Consider the following 16,330-nt stretch of genomic DNA (forward strand, 5'->3'; position numbering starts at 1 on the left):
GAAACAGACAGCGTCTCAGCGACAATTTCGGCTTCTGGAGCTAGATCGGTGTTTTGAATGGTCAAGGTTTCTACTTTCGCCATCGCCTTGATATAAGCCTGCGTCGATTCCAGCACTGCCAACTCATCAGAGCTGTCGGTCTTGAGGATGGCTTCGATCTTTGTAGAAGGCTTTACTCCCGCTTCTGCTCGCAGGTTGCGAATTGTTCTAATCACATCAAACAACAATTCAAACTGCTGTTCTAATTGACTGTTGATCTTCTCAGACTCAGGCTCAGGGTAGCGCTGTAAGGCCAGACAATCTTCTTCACCCACGCCAGTGAGCGTATGCCACAACTCTTCTGTAATGTGGGGCATAAAAGGATGCAACAGCTTCAAAGTGCCTTCTAAAACATAGGCTAGCGTCTGCTGTGCGGTTCTTTTCGTCTCGCCTTCTCCATATAGACGCGGCTTAACGAGTTCAATATACCAGTCACAAAAGTCCCCTCGGGTAAAGTCGTATAGCTCCTTAGCAGCTTCACCCAAGCCGTATTTGTCCAGGTAGGTGCGCGATCGCCCTGCCGCCTGATGAAACTTCGATAGAATCCACTCGTCCGCGAGTTCCAAAGGCCCGGCGGTACCTGGCATTCCTAGCCCAGATGGCGACTGTCCGCCCAGGTTCATCATCACAAAACGTGAGGCGTTCCACAGCTTGTTGGTAAAATTTCGAGAGGCTTCTACTGCTGAAGATTCGTCTGTTTGCCGATCGTAGTCTAGGCGGATATCTTGGCCAGCGCCTGCTACTTCGCGCACTAACGTATAGCGCAACGCATCTGTCCCATACTTGTCAATCAAGACCAGCGGATCGATACCATTTCCCTTCGATTTCGACATCTTTTGGTTGTTTTCATCGCGTACCAAACCATGGATGTAGACGGTATCAAACGGCATCTTCCCAGTGAAATGACCTGCCATCAGTGTCATTCTAGCCACCCAGAAAAAGATAATATCAAACCCAGTTACGAGCGTTTGAGTTGGGTAGTAAAACTGGTAGTCAGGCGTGCTCGTATTAGGCCAGCCCAAAGTAGACATCGGCCATAGGCCTGAAGAAAACCAAGTATCAAGTACGTCTGGATCTTGTTTAAGCTGGATATCATCGCCATACTTGGCTTTTGCCTTTTCCCAGGCCTCGGTCTCGTTTTTTGCAACAACAAAAGGCGTATCGTCACAAATTTCATCCTCTGTTGCAGTGACAACATACCAGGCTGGAATTTGATGCCCCCACCATAGCTGCCGAGAAATGCACCAGTCATTTAAATTTACTAACCAATCCCGGTAGACTTTCGTCCAGCGTTCAGGGACAAACTGCGGATCGCTTTGCTGGTCGAGTGCTGCTAGCGCCTGCTCAGCTAGCGGTTCGATCTTGACAAACCACTGAGTAGAAATTAGCGGCTCGATTGGGACTTTACCGCGATCACTATAAGGAACAGCATGCCGATAGTCTTCGATCCCGCCCATCCGGCCTTCCGCTTCTAGCTTCTCGATTACCAGATCGCGGGCCTGAAAACGATCAACGCCAACAAAGTCTTCGCCTGCATTCTCATTCAGCGTGCCGTCTTTGTTCAAGATATTAATCAGGGGCAGGTTGTGGCGCTTGCCCATTTCAAAGTCGTTGGGATCGTGGGCAGGGGTTACCTTTACACAGCCTGTACCAAATTCCGAATCGACAAATTCGTCACCAATAATTGGGATCTCTCGATCAGCGATCGGTAGCCACAACTTCTTACCAATCAAATGGCGATAGCGCTCGTCGTTAGGATTTACCGCCACTGCAGTATCCCCTAGCATAGTCTCAGGTCGGGTAGTGGCGACTTCTAGCTCGCCCTCTTCGCCAACGAGCGGATAGCGAAAATGCCATAGCTTACCATCGACTTCCTTCTTTTCTACTTCTAAATCAGAAACTGCCGACTGACTGGCCGGGCACCAGTTCACCATATAGCTACCGCGATAGATCAGCCCTTCTTCGTATAGCTGATTAAACGCTGTTAGCACCGCAGTAGACAGGCCTTCATCCATCGTGAAGCGCTCACGGGACCAGTCCGCAGAAATACCCAATTTGGTCAACTGACCAACAATTGTTCCCCCTGACTGAGCTTTCCATTCCCAAGCTCGTTCTAAGAATTTCTCCCTTCCAACTGACTCACGGGTCTGCCCTTCATCTGCGAACTGCTCTTCTAGAATCGTTTGAACGGCAATGCTAGCATGGTCAGTTCCTGGCAGATACAGCGTGTTTTTCCCCTTCATCCGCTGATAGCGAACGACCGTATCAATTAGCGCCTGCTCAAAGGCATGACCTATATGCAAACTACCCGTTACGTTTGGCGGTGGAATCATCACGCAAAACGGCTCGCCACCTTTACTAGGATCAGCTTTGAAGACTTCATTTTGCTGCCAGTAGTCTTGCCACTTGGTTTCAGTGGTAGTCGGATCGTATTGGCTAGCAAGCGTGGGGGTGGTGGCAGTCATTGCAAAGGGGAAAAGCAAGGGTTGATTCAGCTAAATGGTAGCAGTGATTTGAACGCTCATACGTCTAAGAAGTTAATCAGTCTAAAGGCTCAGCAGCAAAAAGCACCCAGACGTCTGCAGTTGGGTGCTGATCTATCAAAGCTGTGAAAGTAGAACGATTCAGGTAGCGCTGTGAAAGGACTAGGAAAGTAGCTCAATAGTACCTACCTAGTAGGTATAGCAATGGCCGGATGCATACTCTGCGAGAAGGCAAAGCCTACGGCCATCGACGACCACCTAGCTCTTCATGCATCAAAGGTTTCAGTCCTAGAATTTCAGCCCTAGAAGACGTGTAAAGCTAAGTGGCGAAAGCTATCGTACAAATAATAGTTAAGTGCCCAACAGTTGAGTTCAGCTCAATAAAACCTATTCGCCTGTTTCAGGAATGATGTTGTTCTGCTGCTCTGCCCCATTTTGCTGTTCTATGATTGCGCGCTGACGTTCGCGTAAGGATTCAGCTTCGCGGTTAATCCGACGGCTTTGGCTACGATAGAACCCTTCATCGGTAACACCTGCACCAGAGAGTACAGAGGAACGATGAAAGATATCCCAAATATCGACATTAGAGCCTAAAATACCATCACCCGCATCTCCTGACTTAAAGTCTTCAGCCGTGTTAGCAACGCCAGAATCTTGAGCGATCGCATCTCGCACACCGACGCTCATACCCAGCCCTAGCACCACACCCAAACCCATCAGTCCAACTAAAGCCTTACGCATTACTCATCTCTCCAAAGGGTCTTTTCTCAGATGCCACTAGTGTATCAATTGCAGCCATTCTAACTAGAAATCTTGTGCCGATACTGTGTCTGGATGGCTGTGCTAACTTGCTTCATCTAGATCGTTGATTCCAACATATGACATTTTATTTCGGCCTATGGCACTTTCTACTTCGGCTTACGGCACTTTAGCCTCAGCATAACTAACTGATCCGGCGACTAATTAAAGGACGAATTGTCGCTAAAGCCACCACACTAAATATCAGCAACAGCCCAACTGCCAAACCTAAGCTGATATCTCCAAACGGAGCCCGCATTACTGTGCTAGTAAAACTCCAGTCCGAATGCAAGTAGATATAGCGAATTGGCTCAATCGCATAGCTTAATGGATTAAGACTGGCAATGACCTGCAACCAAGGCGGCATGAATGACAAAGGCACTAAAGCAGTACTCGCAAACAGCAGCGGCAAGTTAGTAATGAAAATCACCGCCAGCAGCTCAATATGGCCTGGTAGCGTAAAAGCTAGCCCTAAGCTCAGCGCCGTTACACCAAACACTAGCAGTAACACAATCACCGTCATCAGCAGCAGACCCGCTGGCCCAGGCAGCCCAGCACCTAGTACGGCGCTTAATCCTACAATTGCAGTTGTTTGAATCAGGCTCATAGTCGCAATGAACAAAGCCGAGGCAACCACAATCGAAAAGCGTGAAGCCAAAGGTGCTACGAGCAGGCGGTTGAGGAAGCCAAATTCCCGGTCAAACATCACAGGCAAGCCAGCATTGAGCGCGCCTGCAAAAGCGGTAAAAACGATGATACCTGCACCGAGAAATTGGCCGTAGTTGCGGCTCTCACCAAACAGATCACTTGGCACGTTTTGAAAAAGCGCGCCAAATAAAATCAGCCACATCAAAGGTTGGATAACCCCAGCGACTAGTGTAGTTGGTCGTCTCTGCAGCTGAATAAACAGGCGGCGAGTGAGTGCGACAGTTTCTTGAATGAATTCTTTAGTGCCAGGCGATCGAAGCTGGGCAGCAGGGTTGTCGGAAATAGGAGCAGAAACAGATTGACTCATCGATCGACTCGTTGGGCTTACAGTTGTGATGGATAGATCTTCTAGGCTTACATACAGGCTAGCGCAAATATAGCTGCCTTATTTCATGCTTGCTTTCCGCTCTTTTTTCAGGTCTCGCTTACCAACTGCTGCCATCTCTGCGTCCATCAAGGTTCGACCAGTTGCCGCTAGGTAGACATCATCTAAGCTCGGCTGAGATTGGGCAATGCCAAAGGTTGGCAAGCCCGCTTCTTTTAGCACAGACTGTACAGCAGACAAAGCTTCTCCACCTTTATCTACCACCAGGTTCAAAGAGTTTCCTTGGGCACTGTTAATAATCACATCTTGCACAACTGGCAGATCGGCTAGCAGAGAGCGGGCCTTCTCGGCCTCGTCATCACCCGCAAACTCTCGAATGCGCAGGGTAATGCGATCGCCCCCCACCTCAGCTTTTAGCGCCGCAGGCGTTCCGGTCGAAATCACTTTGCCTTGATCAATAATCGCCACTCGGCTAGCAAGCGCGTCTACTTCTTCTAGATAGTGACTAGTCAATAGAATCGTCGTCCCCTGCTCTCTTAGCTGCCGCAAAAACCGCCATACCCCAGAACGACTCTCAATATCTAATCCTACTGTCGGCTCATCTAGTATAAGTACCGCAGGCTGATGCAGTAGCCCTGCTGCTAGATCTAACCGTTTCAACTGACCACCCGAATAGGTACCTGTCCGCCTGTCGGCAATGTCGGTAATCTCTAGCAGCGCTAGCATGTGCTCAATTCGCGCTTTTGCCTGGGTTTGTGGCAAATGATAGATCGCGGCCTGCAATTCCAATAGCTCCCGGCCCGTCAAAACTTTGTCCGGAGCAACTTCTTGAGCGATGTAGCCTAGTAACTGCCGAGCACGTCGAGGATCGTTTAAGACCGAGACACCCATCAGCTCCAGATTGCCAGCATCCGGAGCAGTCAGCGTACACAGACAGCGAATCGTGGTCGTCTTGCCTGCACCATTAGGCCCCAGCAATCCAAAGATCTCACCAGGTTCAATAGCAAAAGAAACGTCCTTGACGGCGGCTACTTCACCATAGGATTTCTTTAAATTTTCGACTAAGACTGCAGAATGCATGGGTCAAAGAGAGGGTATGAAGTTCGGGGCAAAGACGTAAACTCGCCTACCCTTAATCACCAACATTATCCCAAGATAGAACCAGTCACACAGCTCACCATAGGAATAGCCTGATAGATTCCTTCTAATCCATGTGCTAGGGCGCTAACACCAAAGCGAGTAACGGGTAAAGAATCGAGCACCATCACCACTGCTAGCAACATCATGTAGAAAATTGAGTACTTGAAAGTACCTCTAGCTAGATCGCGATCATCAAAGTGACAGCGTAGCTGCCATGCTTTTTTCAGGAAAAGACCACCGAGTACGGCTGCGCCCAGTCCATAAACCACACCACAGGCTCCCAACGGATACACCATCACTAGTGTCAAAGGGACTAGCCCGACCGTATAGCGCCAGATCTGCTTCGCCGTTTCTTGATTGCCAACGACAACCGGCATCATTGGTACGTTCACCTTGGCATAGTCATCTTTGATCAGCATTGCCAACGCCCAGAAGTGAGGCGGCGTCCATACGAACACGATTGCAAAGAACACCCAAGCCGCCAGATCTAGATGGCCTGTGACTGCTGCCCAACCGACTAGCGGCGGAATCGCACCAGCCGCGCCGCCGATCACAATATTCTGGGGAGAAGATCGCTTCAGCCAAAAGGTATAAACCCCCACATACACCATAATCCCTAGCATCGCTAAACTAGCGCTAAGCAAGTTAGCAAAGCTTGCTAGTAGAGAGAAAGACATCATCGCCATGACTAGCGCAAATAGCAGGGCGTCTCTCGGCTGGATTCGACCAGAGGGAATTGGACGGTGGCGGGTTCGCTCCATATCGTAGTCAATGTCGCGATCATAGATACAGTTGATCGTTTGAGCCGACGCCGCTGCAAGTGTGCCACTCAACAGAGTGACCAGCAGCAAAACTGGACCGACTCGGCCTTCTCCAGCCACCCACATTCCCGCTGCGGTTTCGATCAGCAATAGCGGAATGATGCGCGGCTTAGTCAGCTGCCAATAGCTCTGAATGACCTGCCGGGGGCCATCATGGCGTCGCGCGGTCCAAATCGAGGTTTGCATAGTTTAAGGAAAGTCCTATTGCAATTAAGTTCAAAAAAGAGTGTGAAAGGCTGCTTGAGCACAAGTCTTGAGCACAAGATGTTGGCACGAGATCTTGAGGTAGGGTTGAAGCAACTTCAAAAGAGATTAAAAGGGATACTGCTGCCTACAAAGCGGCTGAGGAAGTGGGAGAAGCCATTTGCTGGTCAGATGTCAGCCCTTCTGGCTGAACTCGATAGTTGCGTAAAGCTCGATAGTCCCGTAAAGACAGCACCGAAAACCCCACTAACGTACCTAGTAGGGCTGCGCCAATGGTCTGATGACAGACCGTCAGCGGCTCTACCTGTAGTTGCAGCTTGAGTGTGGCAATCCCTAGCAAAATCTGTAGAACAACCAGTACGCCCGCAGCATTTGCCAGTATCCGTAGATGGCTGTTGAGAGCAGGTGTTCGCCAGACACTAACTACTAGCAGCAGTACTGCCAATGTCGGTGGGAGTACGCCAGCGATATGCGTGTTCATAATGTTGCACAGCTCGGATAGGCCAAAGCACTGATGTGCAGCCCATCTAGAGGCTACCAAGCCACCAATGATGCTCTGAGCGTAAACCAGCCCAGCGGCGGATAGCCCTAGCCAGGGAAGCTTGCCGGTATTACCAGTGGGGCGGTACGGCAGCAGGGATAGGGCGATCGCGAGCAAGCTGCAAAAGAACAGTAGCGCTGTTCCTAGATGCGCTGTGACGATGTCGAATCGCAGCAGTTCAATCACGGTCAGACCGCCTAAGATACCTTGCACCACAATCAAGAACAGAGCGCCCACTGCCGCCCGAGGCAACCAACCAGGTAGCGATCGCCGATACCAAGCGCATAGGCCAACCAGTCCAATCGCCATCAGACCGATCAAAGAGGCGTCCATGCGATGAAACCACTCCAAAAACACTCTTAGATTCATCTGAGCAGTCGGGACTAGCTGGCCATAGCATAAAGGCCAATCAGGGCAGGCAAGGCCGGCGTTCATCACTCTTGTGGCGCTACCCACAGCCATCAGTGCCAACGTCGCAAAAGCCATCTTCCAGACCCAGCGCCGAATGAAGGTTATTTCTGCCGAGTCTAGGCAATAGCTATCTACGGAGTTCGCTGGAGTGTTCACTGGGGGGACGGCTTTCAAGAAATTGAAGTTGAAAGAGCTAGAGTTAGCCATGTATAGATAGTAGAGATATCCAAAGAAACAACTGACTAAGAAAGCGTTTTGGTTTAAGTATTAGCCCGGAGCAATCTAGATAAATTCTAGTAGTCTCACCAGAGGACAAACCTGCTCAGCCTTGTTCTTAAGGTTTGTTTCGCATTTCTGCTGAGCTGATCTTTGCTATTACTCACAACCGAATTTTGTCGGTAAAAGTTCGGCAAGAGATTTTTGCAACACTTCAACGCTGTCGAGTGAAAATATAGCGCAACAAACTAAATATTCTCTGAGCGTAGACATTTTCCTTTAGAATGCATCTACAAATGCTTAACCTTGCTTAATATTGTTATTTATTGTGTCTGTCTTCAAAGCGCCTAAGTGGTCGCCTATGCGATCGCTCAAGTGCTATCAGAGCGCTGTCCTCGCTAGTATTTCCATCGGGCTCACTTGAGTGTATTGGCCTATACAGCCGTGATATGAACGTAGACCATAAGTTAGCCTAAATCCTCGTAGAACAGCACCTGATTAGTCTCTTCTACCTATTTTTCTTCTTCAAAGCAGAAAGTAGAAATGCTGAATAAGAAGCATAAACAGCTCTAAGGTCTCTCTAATGATCTCGCAGAGATGATCTCGCATAAAAGCTGATTATAGAAAAAAGATTAAAGCGCAAAACAATCGTTTAACAAAGCACTCATACCATTAGAAATAGCGCTACCTTGTGTGAGGCAACAAAACTCGATCAGCAGCGCTCTTGATCGCCAGCTCGACTCACCCTCCTCATTAGCCGGACTCGTTTAGGTCCGTGAATCACCACTGTGAATATTCCAAGTCCTATTTTGACCCTGTTAGTGGGTATTTTCGTCACCATTGCTAGTCTTTGGTATGGCCAAAATAATGGCCTGATGCCAGTAGCCGCTTCTCAGGAGGCAGAGCTAGTTGATGGATTGTTCAGCACGATGATCACTATTGGCTTTGGCCTTTTTCTGCTTGTAGAAGGTGCTCTGCTCGTCGCCGTTTTTCGATTCCGTCGCAAGGATGGGGACGAGGGCGATGGCGAACACCTTGAGGGCAACATTCCGCTTGAGATTGTTTGGACCGCAATTCCAGCTGTTGTTGTATTAGGTATTTCCATATATAGCTTTGATATCTATACCCGTATGGGCGGGCTAGAGCTGATGAAGCACGATATGGGCGGACCTGGAAAAATGGTCGAGGTTGCCTACGCGGCTGATGCGGTGCCAGGTAGCTCGACTTCAGCTTTGGGTGAACTGCCGCTAGAAGGTGATTTATTAGAGAGTGATCTATCAGAGGGCGAGCTAATTAGCGAAGCTGGGCTAGGTGCTCCTGTAGAGATGGCGGACAGTGCCCTTTCGATCAATGTGCAGGGCCTGCAATATGCTTTCATCTTTAACTATCCCGATGGGATTGTAGATGGTGAGCTGCATATCCCAGTAGACGAACCGGTAGAGCTGAAACTGAATGCACAGGACGTTTTGCATGCGTTCTGGCTGCCGGAGTTTCGCGTTAAGCAAGACATGATCCCAGGACAAGAGACCAGGCTAGTGATCAACGCCATCCGTGAAGGCACTTATCCGGTGGTCTGCGCTGAGCTTTGTGGTCCTTACCATGGCGGCATGCGTACTCAGCTCATTGTTCATTCGGCAGAAGACTATGCCGCTTGGGTAGATGAGCGGATGGCGGCTTTGGACAACGGTGAGGTGATCGCGTCTCTACCAACGCCTGCTGCTGACAAAACAGACGCCGAATACTTAGAGACTTTTGTAGATCCGCTGCAATTAGCGATCGCCCCTGAGAGCCTAACAGCGCTGCGTAGCGAATAAAACTGTACAGAAAAAATATAGCGACTCATCTGTATGACTATCACTTCTGAACCCAAAGCCTCTAGCCCGGATACGCCAATGCTGCTGGGCAATGAGCGCAAATGGACTGACTATTTTACCTTTTGTACCGATCACAAGGTCATTGGTATTCAATACCTGGTCACGGCCTTCTTCTTCTATCTAATCGGCGGTGCGCTAGCAACAGCAATGCGTACAGAGCTAGCGACTCCGGCTCCTGATGTTGTGACCCCAGATGTATATAACGGCCTGCTGACGCTCCACGGCACGGTAATGCTGTTCTTGTGGATTGTGCCGGCGGGCGCAGGACTAGCAAACTATCTGATCCCGCTGATGATTGGAGCGCGGGATATGGCCTTTCCTAGGCTAAATGCGATCGCTTTTTGGATGATCCCCCCTTCCGGTATCTTGCTGATCAGCAGCTTCTTCTATGAGCCCCCCCAAGCTGGTTGGACTTCATATCCACCGCTAAGCCTAACAACAGGTATGTTAGGAGAAGGGATTTGGATCTTAAGCGTTCTTTTAGGCGGTACCGCTTCTATCCTAGGCGGCCTGAACTTCTTAGTCACCATCTTGAAGATGCGCGTGCCCAGTATGCCGCTGACTAAGATGCCTTTGTTCTGCTGGGCGATGATTGCGACCTCCCTGTTGATTTTGATCAGTACGCCTGTGTTGGCTGGTGCTTTAATTCTGCTGGCATTCGACCTAATTGCAGGAACCGCATTTTTCAACCCTACTGGTGGCGGCAATCCAGTTGTCTACCAGCATATGTTTTGGTTCTATTCGCACCCGGCAGTGTATATCTTTGTGCTGCCGCTGTTCGGTGCGATTAGTGAAGTGGTTTCTGTCCATGCGCGTAAGCCTATCTTTGGCTATCGGGCGATCGCCTATTCCTCTATTGTCATTAGCTTTCTAGGCCTAATTGTTTGGGCACATCACATGTTTACTAGTGGTACCCCTCCGTGGCTACGTATGTTCTTTATGATCACCACTATGGTCATTGCCGTACCTACTGGAATCAAGGTCTTCGGCTGGGTGGCTACGCTTTGGAGAGGAAAGATTGCCTTTACTAGCGCAATGCTGTTTGCCTTAGGGTTCATATCTTTGTTTTTGATCGGTGGCATCAGCGGCGTTATGCTTGCCGCCGTCCCCTTCGACATTCACGTTCACGACACCTACTTTGTTGTGGCCCACTTCCACTATGTGCTCTTTGGTGCCTCTGTCTTCGGCATCTTCATGGCGGTCTATCACTGGTTCCCTAAAATGACTGGGCGGATGATGAACGAATTTTGGGGTAAAGTTCATTTTGCCCTGTCGTTTATCGGCATGAATCTTACATTTATGCCGATGCATGAACTAGGTCTAAGAGGAATGAACCGCCGCATTGCCCTCTACGATCCTCAGTTCACTGATTTGAACGTTATCGCCACCATTGGCGCTTACGTCATGGCTGTTTCCACCATTCCGTTCCTCATCAACGCAGTCTGGAGCTGGCGCTATGGTGAGAAAGCACCCGCGAACCCATGGCGCGCCCTCACGTTGGAATGGCAAACCCTGTCTCCACCACACATTGAGAACTTCGAAGAACTGCCGGAGCTAATTACAGGTCCTTATGACTACGGTTTAGGCTACACCGCCGAAAGAGACCCTGAAGAACTCTACGCTCACGCAGTCCCTGCGCCTGCTTCGTAGTCAGGATTTAGAAAATTAGGGAGAGGCGTTTGTATATCCATTTCCCTATCTTCCCCCTATTCCTACCACTCTATACTTCATATCCCAGTAAACCCACACTCTTCGCCCTATGCAAGGCTCCATCAACACTGCTGAAGGTACGCTTAATCTTGCTCAAGAAGAAAACGCCGCCGTCAGTCATCACGAAGAACATCCCGACCATCGCCTGTTCGGCGTGCTTGTCTTTCTGTGCGCTGAGAGCATGCTGTTCTTAGGTCTATTTATCGCATATATCACTTTTCGCCTGGTTGCGACAGAATGGCCGCCCGCTGGAACTCCAGAGCTAGAAGTTTTGCTACCTGGCATTAACTCTTTGATTCTTATTTCTAGCAGTTTTGTCATTCACAAAGCCGATACAGCAGTTAAGAATAACAATGTTGGCGGTGTCAAAACCTGGTTCGCCGTGACTATCGTTATGGGCACTATCTTCTTGCTTGGGCAAGGGTACGAGTATGCCAACCTAGAATTTAGCTTGAAGGACAATCTATTTGCGAGTACTTTCTACGTGCTCACGGGTTTCCACGGTCTGCATGTCTTCCTAGGCTTACTGCTGATGGGCGCTGTTCTTTGGCGTGCACGGGTTCCCGGTCACTACTCTAGTGAGAATCACTTCGGCATCGAAGCAGTTGAACTCTACTGGCATTTTGTAGATGTCATCTGGATTATTCTCTTTATTCTGTTGTACCTTTGGTAGCCTAGACGAGTCATATCGTATTGCAATCTTCTTTATAAGGGCACTAGAGATAGCGTCCTTATTTTGCTACGACAGCTCTAAACATGTTCTTCCATACGTGTTCTTCTATGCGGTTGCTTCAAGGACTCTATTAAGCTTACCGCTTCTATATCCTTCTAGATCTAGCGTCACGTAGGTAAAACCAAAGCTTTGAAAGGCTTCTACCAATGATGGTAGGTTGGTTCTACTCGTGAAATCGGCTATCTCTTCTGGCATCAGCTCAATCCGTGCAGTTTCTCCATCTGATCGCACGCGCAAGTTTCGATACCCCAAATCTCGCATATAGCGTTCAGCTCTTCCTACCCGGTGCAGTTTTTCTGTTGTAATCAGCTCGCCATAGGGAAACCGGGAGCTAAGACAAGGTTGAGAAGGTTTGTCCCACCAAGGCAGGCCAAGCTGCCTAGATATTTCGCGCACTTCTAGTTTAGTAATTCCCACTTCTGCAAGGGGCGATCGCACGCCTCTTTCCTTCGCTGCTGCAATTCCCGGTCGATAGTCTAATAGATCGTCGGCGTTAAGACCATCTACTACATAGTCATAGCCTAGCTCGTCGGCGAGAGGTCGCAGCGTATCATGCAGTTCGCTCTTACAAAAGTAGCAGCGGTTGACTGGATTAGACGTATATTGCTCATTGTCCATCTCATGCGTTTCTACCACGCGATGCGCAATGCCCAGCTGCGCTGCCTGCGTCTTGGCATCTTCGAAGTCTTCTGGCATCAAAGAAGGGGAATTAGCAGTGACTGCTAGCGCCTGATCGCCCAGCACATCCCAGGCCACCTTTGCTACTAGTGTGCTATCAATTCCGCCTGAATAGGCAATCAGTGCGCGATCCATTGCGCGAAAAATAGCTTGAAGCTGGGCCAGTTTGTCAGACATATCGAGCGTAAGCAACGTTACAGAAGACTTCAGCTCTCACTCTAACGCTTCTACAAAGGTATTAGCTGCCCTTTGACGTTTTGCAATAGCCAGAAATCTTGATCGCCTCGATCTGCCACAAGCCCCGATCTGCCATAAACCCCGATCTCCCGATTCCTTCTCGATTGTTTTCTAGAGTATGCCTAGAGGGCAAAAGCCCTTATCCTCGAACATGAATGTATGAGTCATGAAGTCACCTAAGCGTTCTTTCTTCAAGACAGCTGCAACTATTCAAAAGCCACTCGTTAAGATCGCCACCGCGACCGACGAGACGCCGACTGTTGATGTCCTCGTCCGGGCGTTTCGCTCCGATCCAGTCATCCGTTGGGTATGGCCTGACTTACAGTCTTATCTCACCTACTTTCCGAGCTTCGTCGAGGTATTTGGAGGTAAGGCGTTTGCACAGAAAAGCGCCTACTTCGTTGAGGACTACGCCGGTGCATCTCTATGGCTTCCTCCGAACACGTACCCAGACGAAGAGGCGCTATTCAACTTTCTACAGTGCACCGTTTCTAAGCAGCGGCAAACAGATCTCTTTACGGTATTTGAACAGATAGACCGCTATCATCCAAGTGAGCCACATTGGTATCTACCACTCATCGGTATCGACCCTTCCCAACAGAGCAGAGGTTATGGCTCAGCCCTAATACGGCAGGCTCTTATTCAATGCGATCGCACTCAAACGCTGGCCTATCTTGAAGCATCGAGTCAGAAAAGTACCGCCTTCTATCAGCGACACGGGTTTGAATTATTAGGCACCATCCAAGTAGGGACATCACCGCCCCTGTTTCCCATGCAGCGTCAACCGCAATAACATCATACTCGTTAGTTCGTCTTAGCTTACTAGCTCACATAGGCCCTTATACATTGACTTTACTGTGTGAAAAAGGATCTGTAAAAAAGATTTATCTCTCTAGCTAGCCAAAGGTCTAAAACTGACGACTTTCAAATACCGTGACGGTTACTGTCAGCAGTAGCACTGTGTAAATCAGTCCATATACAGCATTTTCTAGTAAGCCCCCACCGCTAGGGGGCGCAACAAAACCGTTAGCAATCTCATTTTTCAGATTCAACCTTTCGAGATCAGGCAATACCAAAAATAGCCCTTCTGCCACCCGGCGAAAGCTCTCGCTCTCTGCGATCTGATCAAATGCCAAGATATTTCGAGTTTCGTGGCCAACTGCGAAGAGAGCAAGTGTCATCAAAGTGGCAAGCACAGTGCTAGTAATGACGCCAAACATGATAGCAGCCGCGATCAGCAGCACCATCTCGAGAAACATAAAGGAAATTGCTAGCAGCATTAGATCTAGCTGATAAGGAATGCCACTGATAGAAAATAGGCCTAGCATCAGTAAAGTCAAAGCCCCGATCAACGCGGCCATAACCAGGCTAAGTCCAAAGTGCTTTCCCAAAATGAACTCCGTTCGGCTAACGGGTTTAGCAATTAGCACTAAGACAGTCTTCTTCTCAATCTCTTTGTTGATTAGGCTCGTCCCAACGAACACGACTACCAATAAAGAGAGAAGGTTAATAGCGGCAAGTCCGGTATCAAGAATGAGCTTATCTTCGGTGCCCGCCGCGACTTCTGGCAACAGGACAATGGCCATCACCATGATGATGGCAAAGATGCCAACAACATAAAGGATGCGATCGCGTATGACTTCTAGAAATACATTGCGAGCGATTGTCCAGATCTTGCTCCAAGTGGTCGAAAGCGTCGTTACCAAATCCATGGGTGCCTTACCGTAGCGATCAATCACTACTGAAACGAATCATCGCCTATACAATGCCCAGCGGATTGAGAACGAGCAACTTGGTATCAAACTTTATAGGTTTGATAGGTTTTATTTTCTCAGCCGTTGTAAGGCTAGTTCGCTGCCGCAGTCCACGAAAGTAGATCTAGATGTTGGCTGTGCGTCTGCTTGCATAGAAACCGCACTAGATCGGTCAACTGGTAGAATTTTGCAGGTCTTTTGAACGAACAACCTACCCTCTCTACTCGCTGGCCCAGTCCAGTTAACCGTAAGATCTAGCAGATAACCCTCATCAACGGGTCTTAGCGCTTGAGGAACTTCTACTTGCCAGAATTTTCCTTCGGTTGGGGCATCTAGCAACTCCTTTGCACGCTGGAAAATTGTCTCAAGCTGAGAGTCCCGAGTATAGAGCCAACGTTCGGTTTGATACCACGGTTGTTCGTTAAGTTCTTCTGTAATCTCAACAGCCATACTTTCTAACAACGGAATCCCTTGAGCCTGACGCGCTCTGCCTTGATCAAAGTCATAAACAAACGAACTTTGTTCAAGGCTGCTAGCTAGCAAACTGGGATAGTGATTGACCCAGTCTTGTACTCGAAAATGGAATAAAATCCAGCTACTCAACAACAGATTGATCAGTGTTGTCATCACTAAGGTCTTATTTGTTGACTGGCTACGTTGCTTCAGCCTAAGTTCCCAGTCGACAAACTGTGGTAGCGCTAAGACACCCATAGAAATTAGCGGCCAGCAGGTTAGTGCCCAGCGAAACCGAGTATCATCCGTCCACGGGTTGAACAAAAATAAACAGATGAGTGCGCCTATGATCCAAGGATTGATTGAGAATCTGAATATTTCAATCGGATTCTCCTTAAGTGCCCACCAGATGGCAGAGATGAAAAATATCCAGCTAAAATTAGTAAGCAGTGCGACTGCCCACGGGTTGCTCTCGCCAGTAGACTCAACAGCCGCTGCCATAAACAGCGAAAACAAACTCAGCAGTAGTAAAGTCTGCCATGAGAAATATTCGTTTGGCAAAAGTGGCTGAAGCAGGGTTTTGATCTCTTTACCGAAGCTGCGAAGCAGATCTTGCATCTCAAAAAGTCCATTCCTGCGCTACGGTGCGTAGCAATAGCAGCAGCAAAATCGTGCTAAAGCTAGCAGCATTAGCGTAAATCACAGCGTCCGTGAAGCTAGAGATAGTGCTCTGCGCTCTAGAAGCATCTCCACGGGCTCTGGCGTATCGAGCGTCTCGAAGGTTTGTTTTCTGGTTTCGAGGTGCCAAAACCTCCCATGTGTCATCAGCGCGTAGCAGCAATTCTAGTCCTTTTGCCTTGATAAAGATAGCCACAAAGAAAACTACAATGGCGCAAACGAACAGCAAGGCCCCTACCTGCGCTGTCCAGCCGCCGATTAGCAAGTTATCAAAAAGTACATAGCTGATCATCCGCTCTCTGATGGATATAGAAGCAAGTGGCTCTATAGCCAAGAAGACGATCCAGCCAGCGACGACCGTTGCTAGATTAGTCACCAGCGCATACTGCACACTCGTTTGAAATCCTAGCCGTAGCCGCTGCCTTAAGATGCCAGCTTCTATCACGATTGTCACCATTAGAAACAAGATCTGGAACACAATCGCTTTGATTGGAAATATTGGCTCATACTCCATTATGGTCTTCGCC

General features: G+C 48.9%; 13 protein-coding genes and 1 pseudogene. 4 read left to right on the plus strand and 10 right to left on the minus strand.

Going from position 1 to position 16,330, the window contains the following annotated elements:
• Nucleotides 1-17 precede the first annotated feature (17 nt).
• From S7335_RS18165 to S7335_RS18190, 6 genes and pseudogenes are all read right to left on the minus strand, one after another.
• Nucleotides 18-2,504, minus strand: a pseudogene (locus tag S7335_RS18165) (valine--tRNA ligase); the annotation flags it as partial.
• Between the two features lie 405 nt (nt 2,505-2,909).
• Nucleotides 2,910-3,263 carry a hypothetical protein gene (locus S7335_RS18170; protein ID WP_006454045.1) on the minus strand — a complete coding sequence of 118 codons (354 nt, stop codon included), beginning with the start codon at nt 3,261-3,263 and terminating at the stop codon, nt 2,910-2,912.
• Nucleotides 3,264-3,465: 202 nt separating this feature from the next.
• A complete protein-coding gene (locus S7335_RS18175) occupies nt 3,466-4,335 on the minus strand; it encodes an ABC transporter permease (RefSeq protein ID WP_006455074.1) in 870 nt (289 codons plus the stop codon).
• A 78-nt stretch (nt 4,336-4,413) separates the two neighbouring features.
• Nucleotides 4,414-5,433 carry an ABC transporter ATP-binding protein gene (locus S7335_RS18180; RefSeq protein ID WP_006455961.1) on the minus strand — a complete coding sequence of 340 codons (1,020 nt, stop codon included), beginning with the start codon at nt 5,431-5,433 and terminating at the stop codon, nt 4,414-4,416.
• A 65-nt stretch (nt 5,434-5,498) separates the two neighbouring features.
• Nucleotides 5,499-6,500: a heme o synthase gene (locus S7335_RS18185; protein ID WP_006457210.1), complete on the minus strand. Its 1,002-nt coding sequence runs from the start codon at nt 6,498-6,500 to the stop codon at nt 5,499-5,501.
• A 145-nt stretch (nt 6,501-6,645) separates the two neighbouring features.
• A complete protein-coding gene (locus S7335_RS18190) occupies nt 6,646-7,677 on the minus strand; it encodes a heme A synthase (protein ID WP_006454870.1) in 1,032 nt (343 codons plus the stop codon).
• Nucleotides 7,678-8,474: 797 nt separating this feature from the next.
• Here S7335_RS18190 and S7335_RS18195 point away from each other — a divergent pair.
• The 3 genes from S7335_RS18195 to S7335_RS18205 all read left to right on the plus strand — a co-directional run bounded on the left by S7335_RS18195 (nt 8,475) and on the right by S7335_RS18205 (nt 11,943).
• Nucleotides 8,475-9,500, plus strand: coding sequence for a cytochrome c oxidase subunit II (locus S7335_RS18195; RefSeq protein WP_006457602.1), 1,026 nt, complete (start codon nt 8,475-8,477; stop codon nt 9,498-9,500).
• 78 nt (nt 9,501-9,578) lie between these two features.
• Nucleotides 9,579-11,210, plus strand: coding sequence for a cytochrome c oxidase subunit I (gene ctaD / locus S7335_RS18200; protein WP_227500073.1), 1,632 nt, complete (start codon nt 9,579-9,581; stop codon nt 11,208-11,210).
• Nucleotides 11,211-11,319: 109 nt separating this feature from the next.
• Complete coding sequence (locus S7335_RS18205) at nt 11,320-11,943, plus strand: heme-copper oxidase subunit III (RefSeq protein ID WP_006454396.1); 624 nt, start codon at nt 11,320-11,322, stop codon at nt 11,941-11,943.
• A gap of 105 nt (nt 11,944-12,048) precedes the next feature.
• Here S7335_RS18205 and larE read toward each other — a convergent pair whose 3' ends face one another.
• Nucleotides 12,049-12,858 carry an ATP-dependent sacrificial sulfur transferase LarE gene (gene larE / locus S7335_RS18210; protein WP_006455952.1) on the minus strand — a complete coding sequence of 270 codons (810 nt, stop codon included), beginning with the start codon at nt 12,856-12,858 and terminating at the stop codon, nt 12,049-12,051.
• A gap of 226 nt (nt 12,859-13,084) precedes the next feature.
• Between larE and S7335_RS18215 the strand changes: the two genes are divergently transcribed.
• Nucleotides 13,085-13,711: an N-acetyltransferase gene (locus S7335_RS18215; protein WP_006453769.1), complete on the plus strand. Its 627-nt coding sequence runs from the start codon at nt 13,085-13,087 to the stop codon at nt 13,709-13,711.
• Between the two features lie 115 nt (nt 13,712-13,826).
• Here S7335_RS18215 and S7335_RS18220 read toward each other — a convergent pair whose 3' ends face one another.
• From S7335_RS18220 to fraC, 3 genes are all read right to left on the minus strand, one after another.
• A complete protein-coding gene (locus S7335_RS18220) occupies nt 13,827-14,630 on the minus strand; it encodes an ABC transporter permease (RefSeq protein WP_038019012.1) in 804 nt (267 codons plus the stop codon).
• Between the two features lie 111 nt (nt 14,631-14,741).
• Entirely contained in the window at nt 14,742-15,743 is a 1,002-nt protein-coding gene (locus S7335_RS18225; RefSeq protein WP_006456014.1) for a DUF5357 family protein, read from the minus strand.
• A 1-nt stretch (nt 15,744) separates the two neighbouring features.
• On the minus strand, nt 15,745-16,317 hold the full coding sequence (gene fraC / locus S7335_RS26190) for a filament integrity protein FraC (RefSeq protein ID WP_006455563.1): 573 nt from the start codon (nt 16,315-16,317) through the stop codon (nt 15,745-15,747).
• Between the last annotated feature and the right edge of the window lie 13 nt (nt 16,318-16,330).

Origin of the sequence: Synechococcus sp. PCC 7335 (assembly GCF_000155595.1) — a bacterium.
Classification (GTDB): domain Bacteria; phylum Cyanobacteriota; class Cyanobacteriia; order Phormidesmidales; family Phormidesmidaceae; genus Phormidesmis.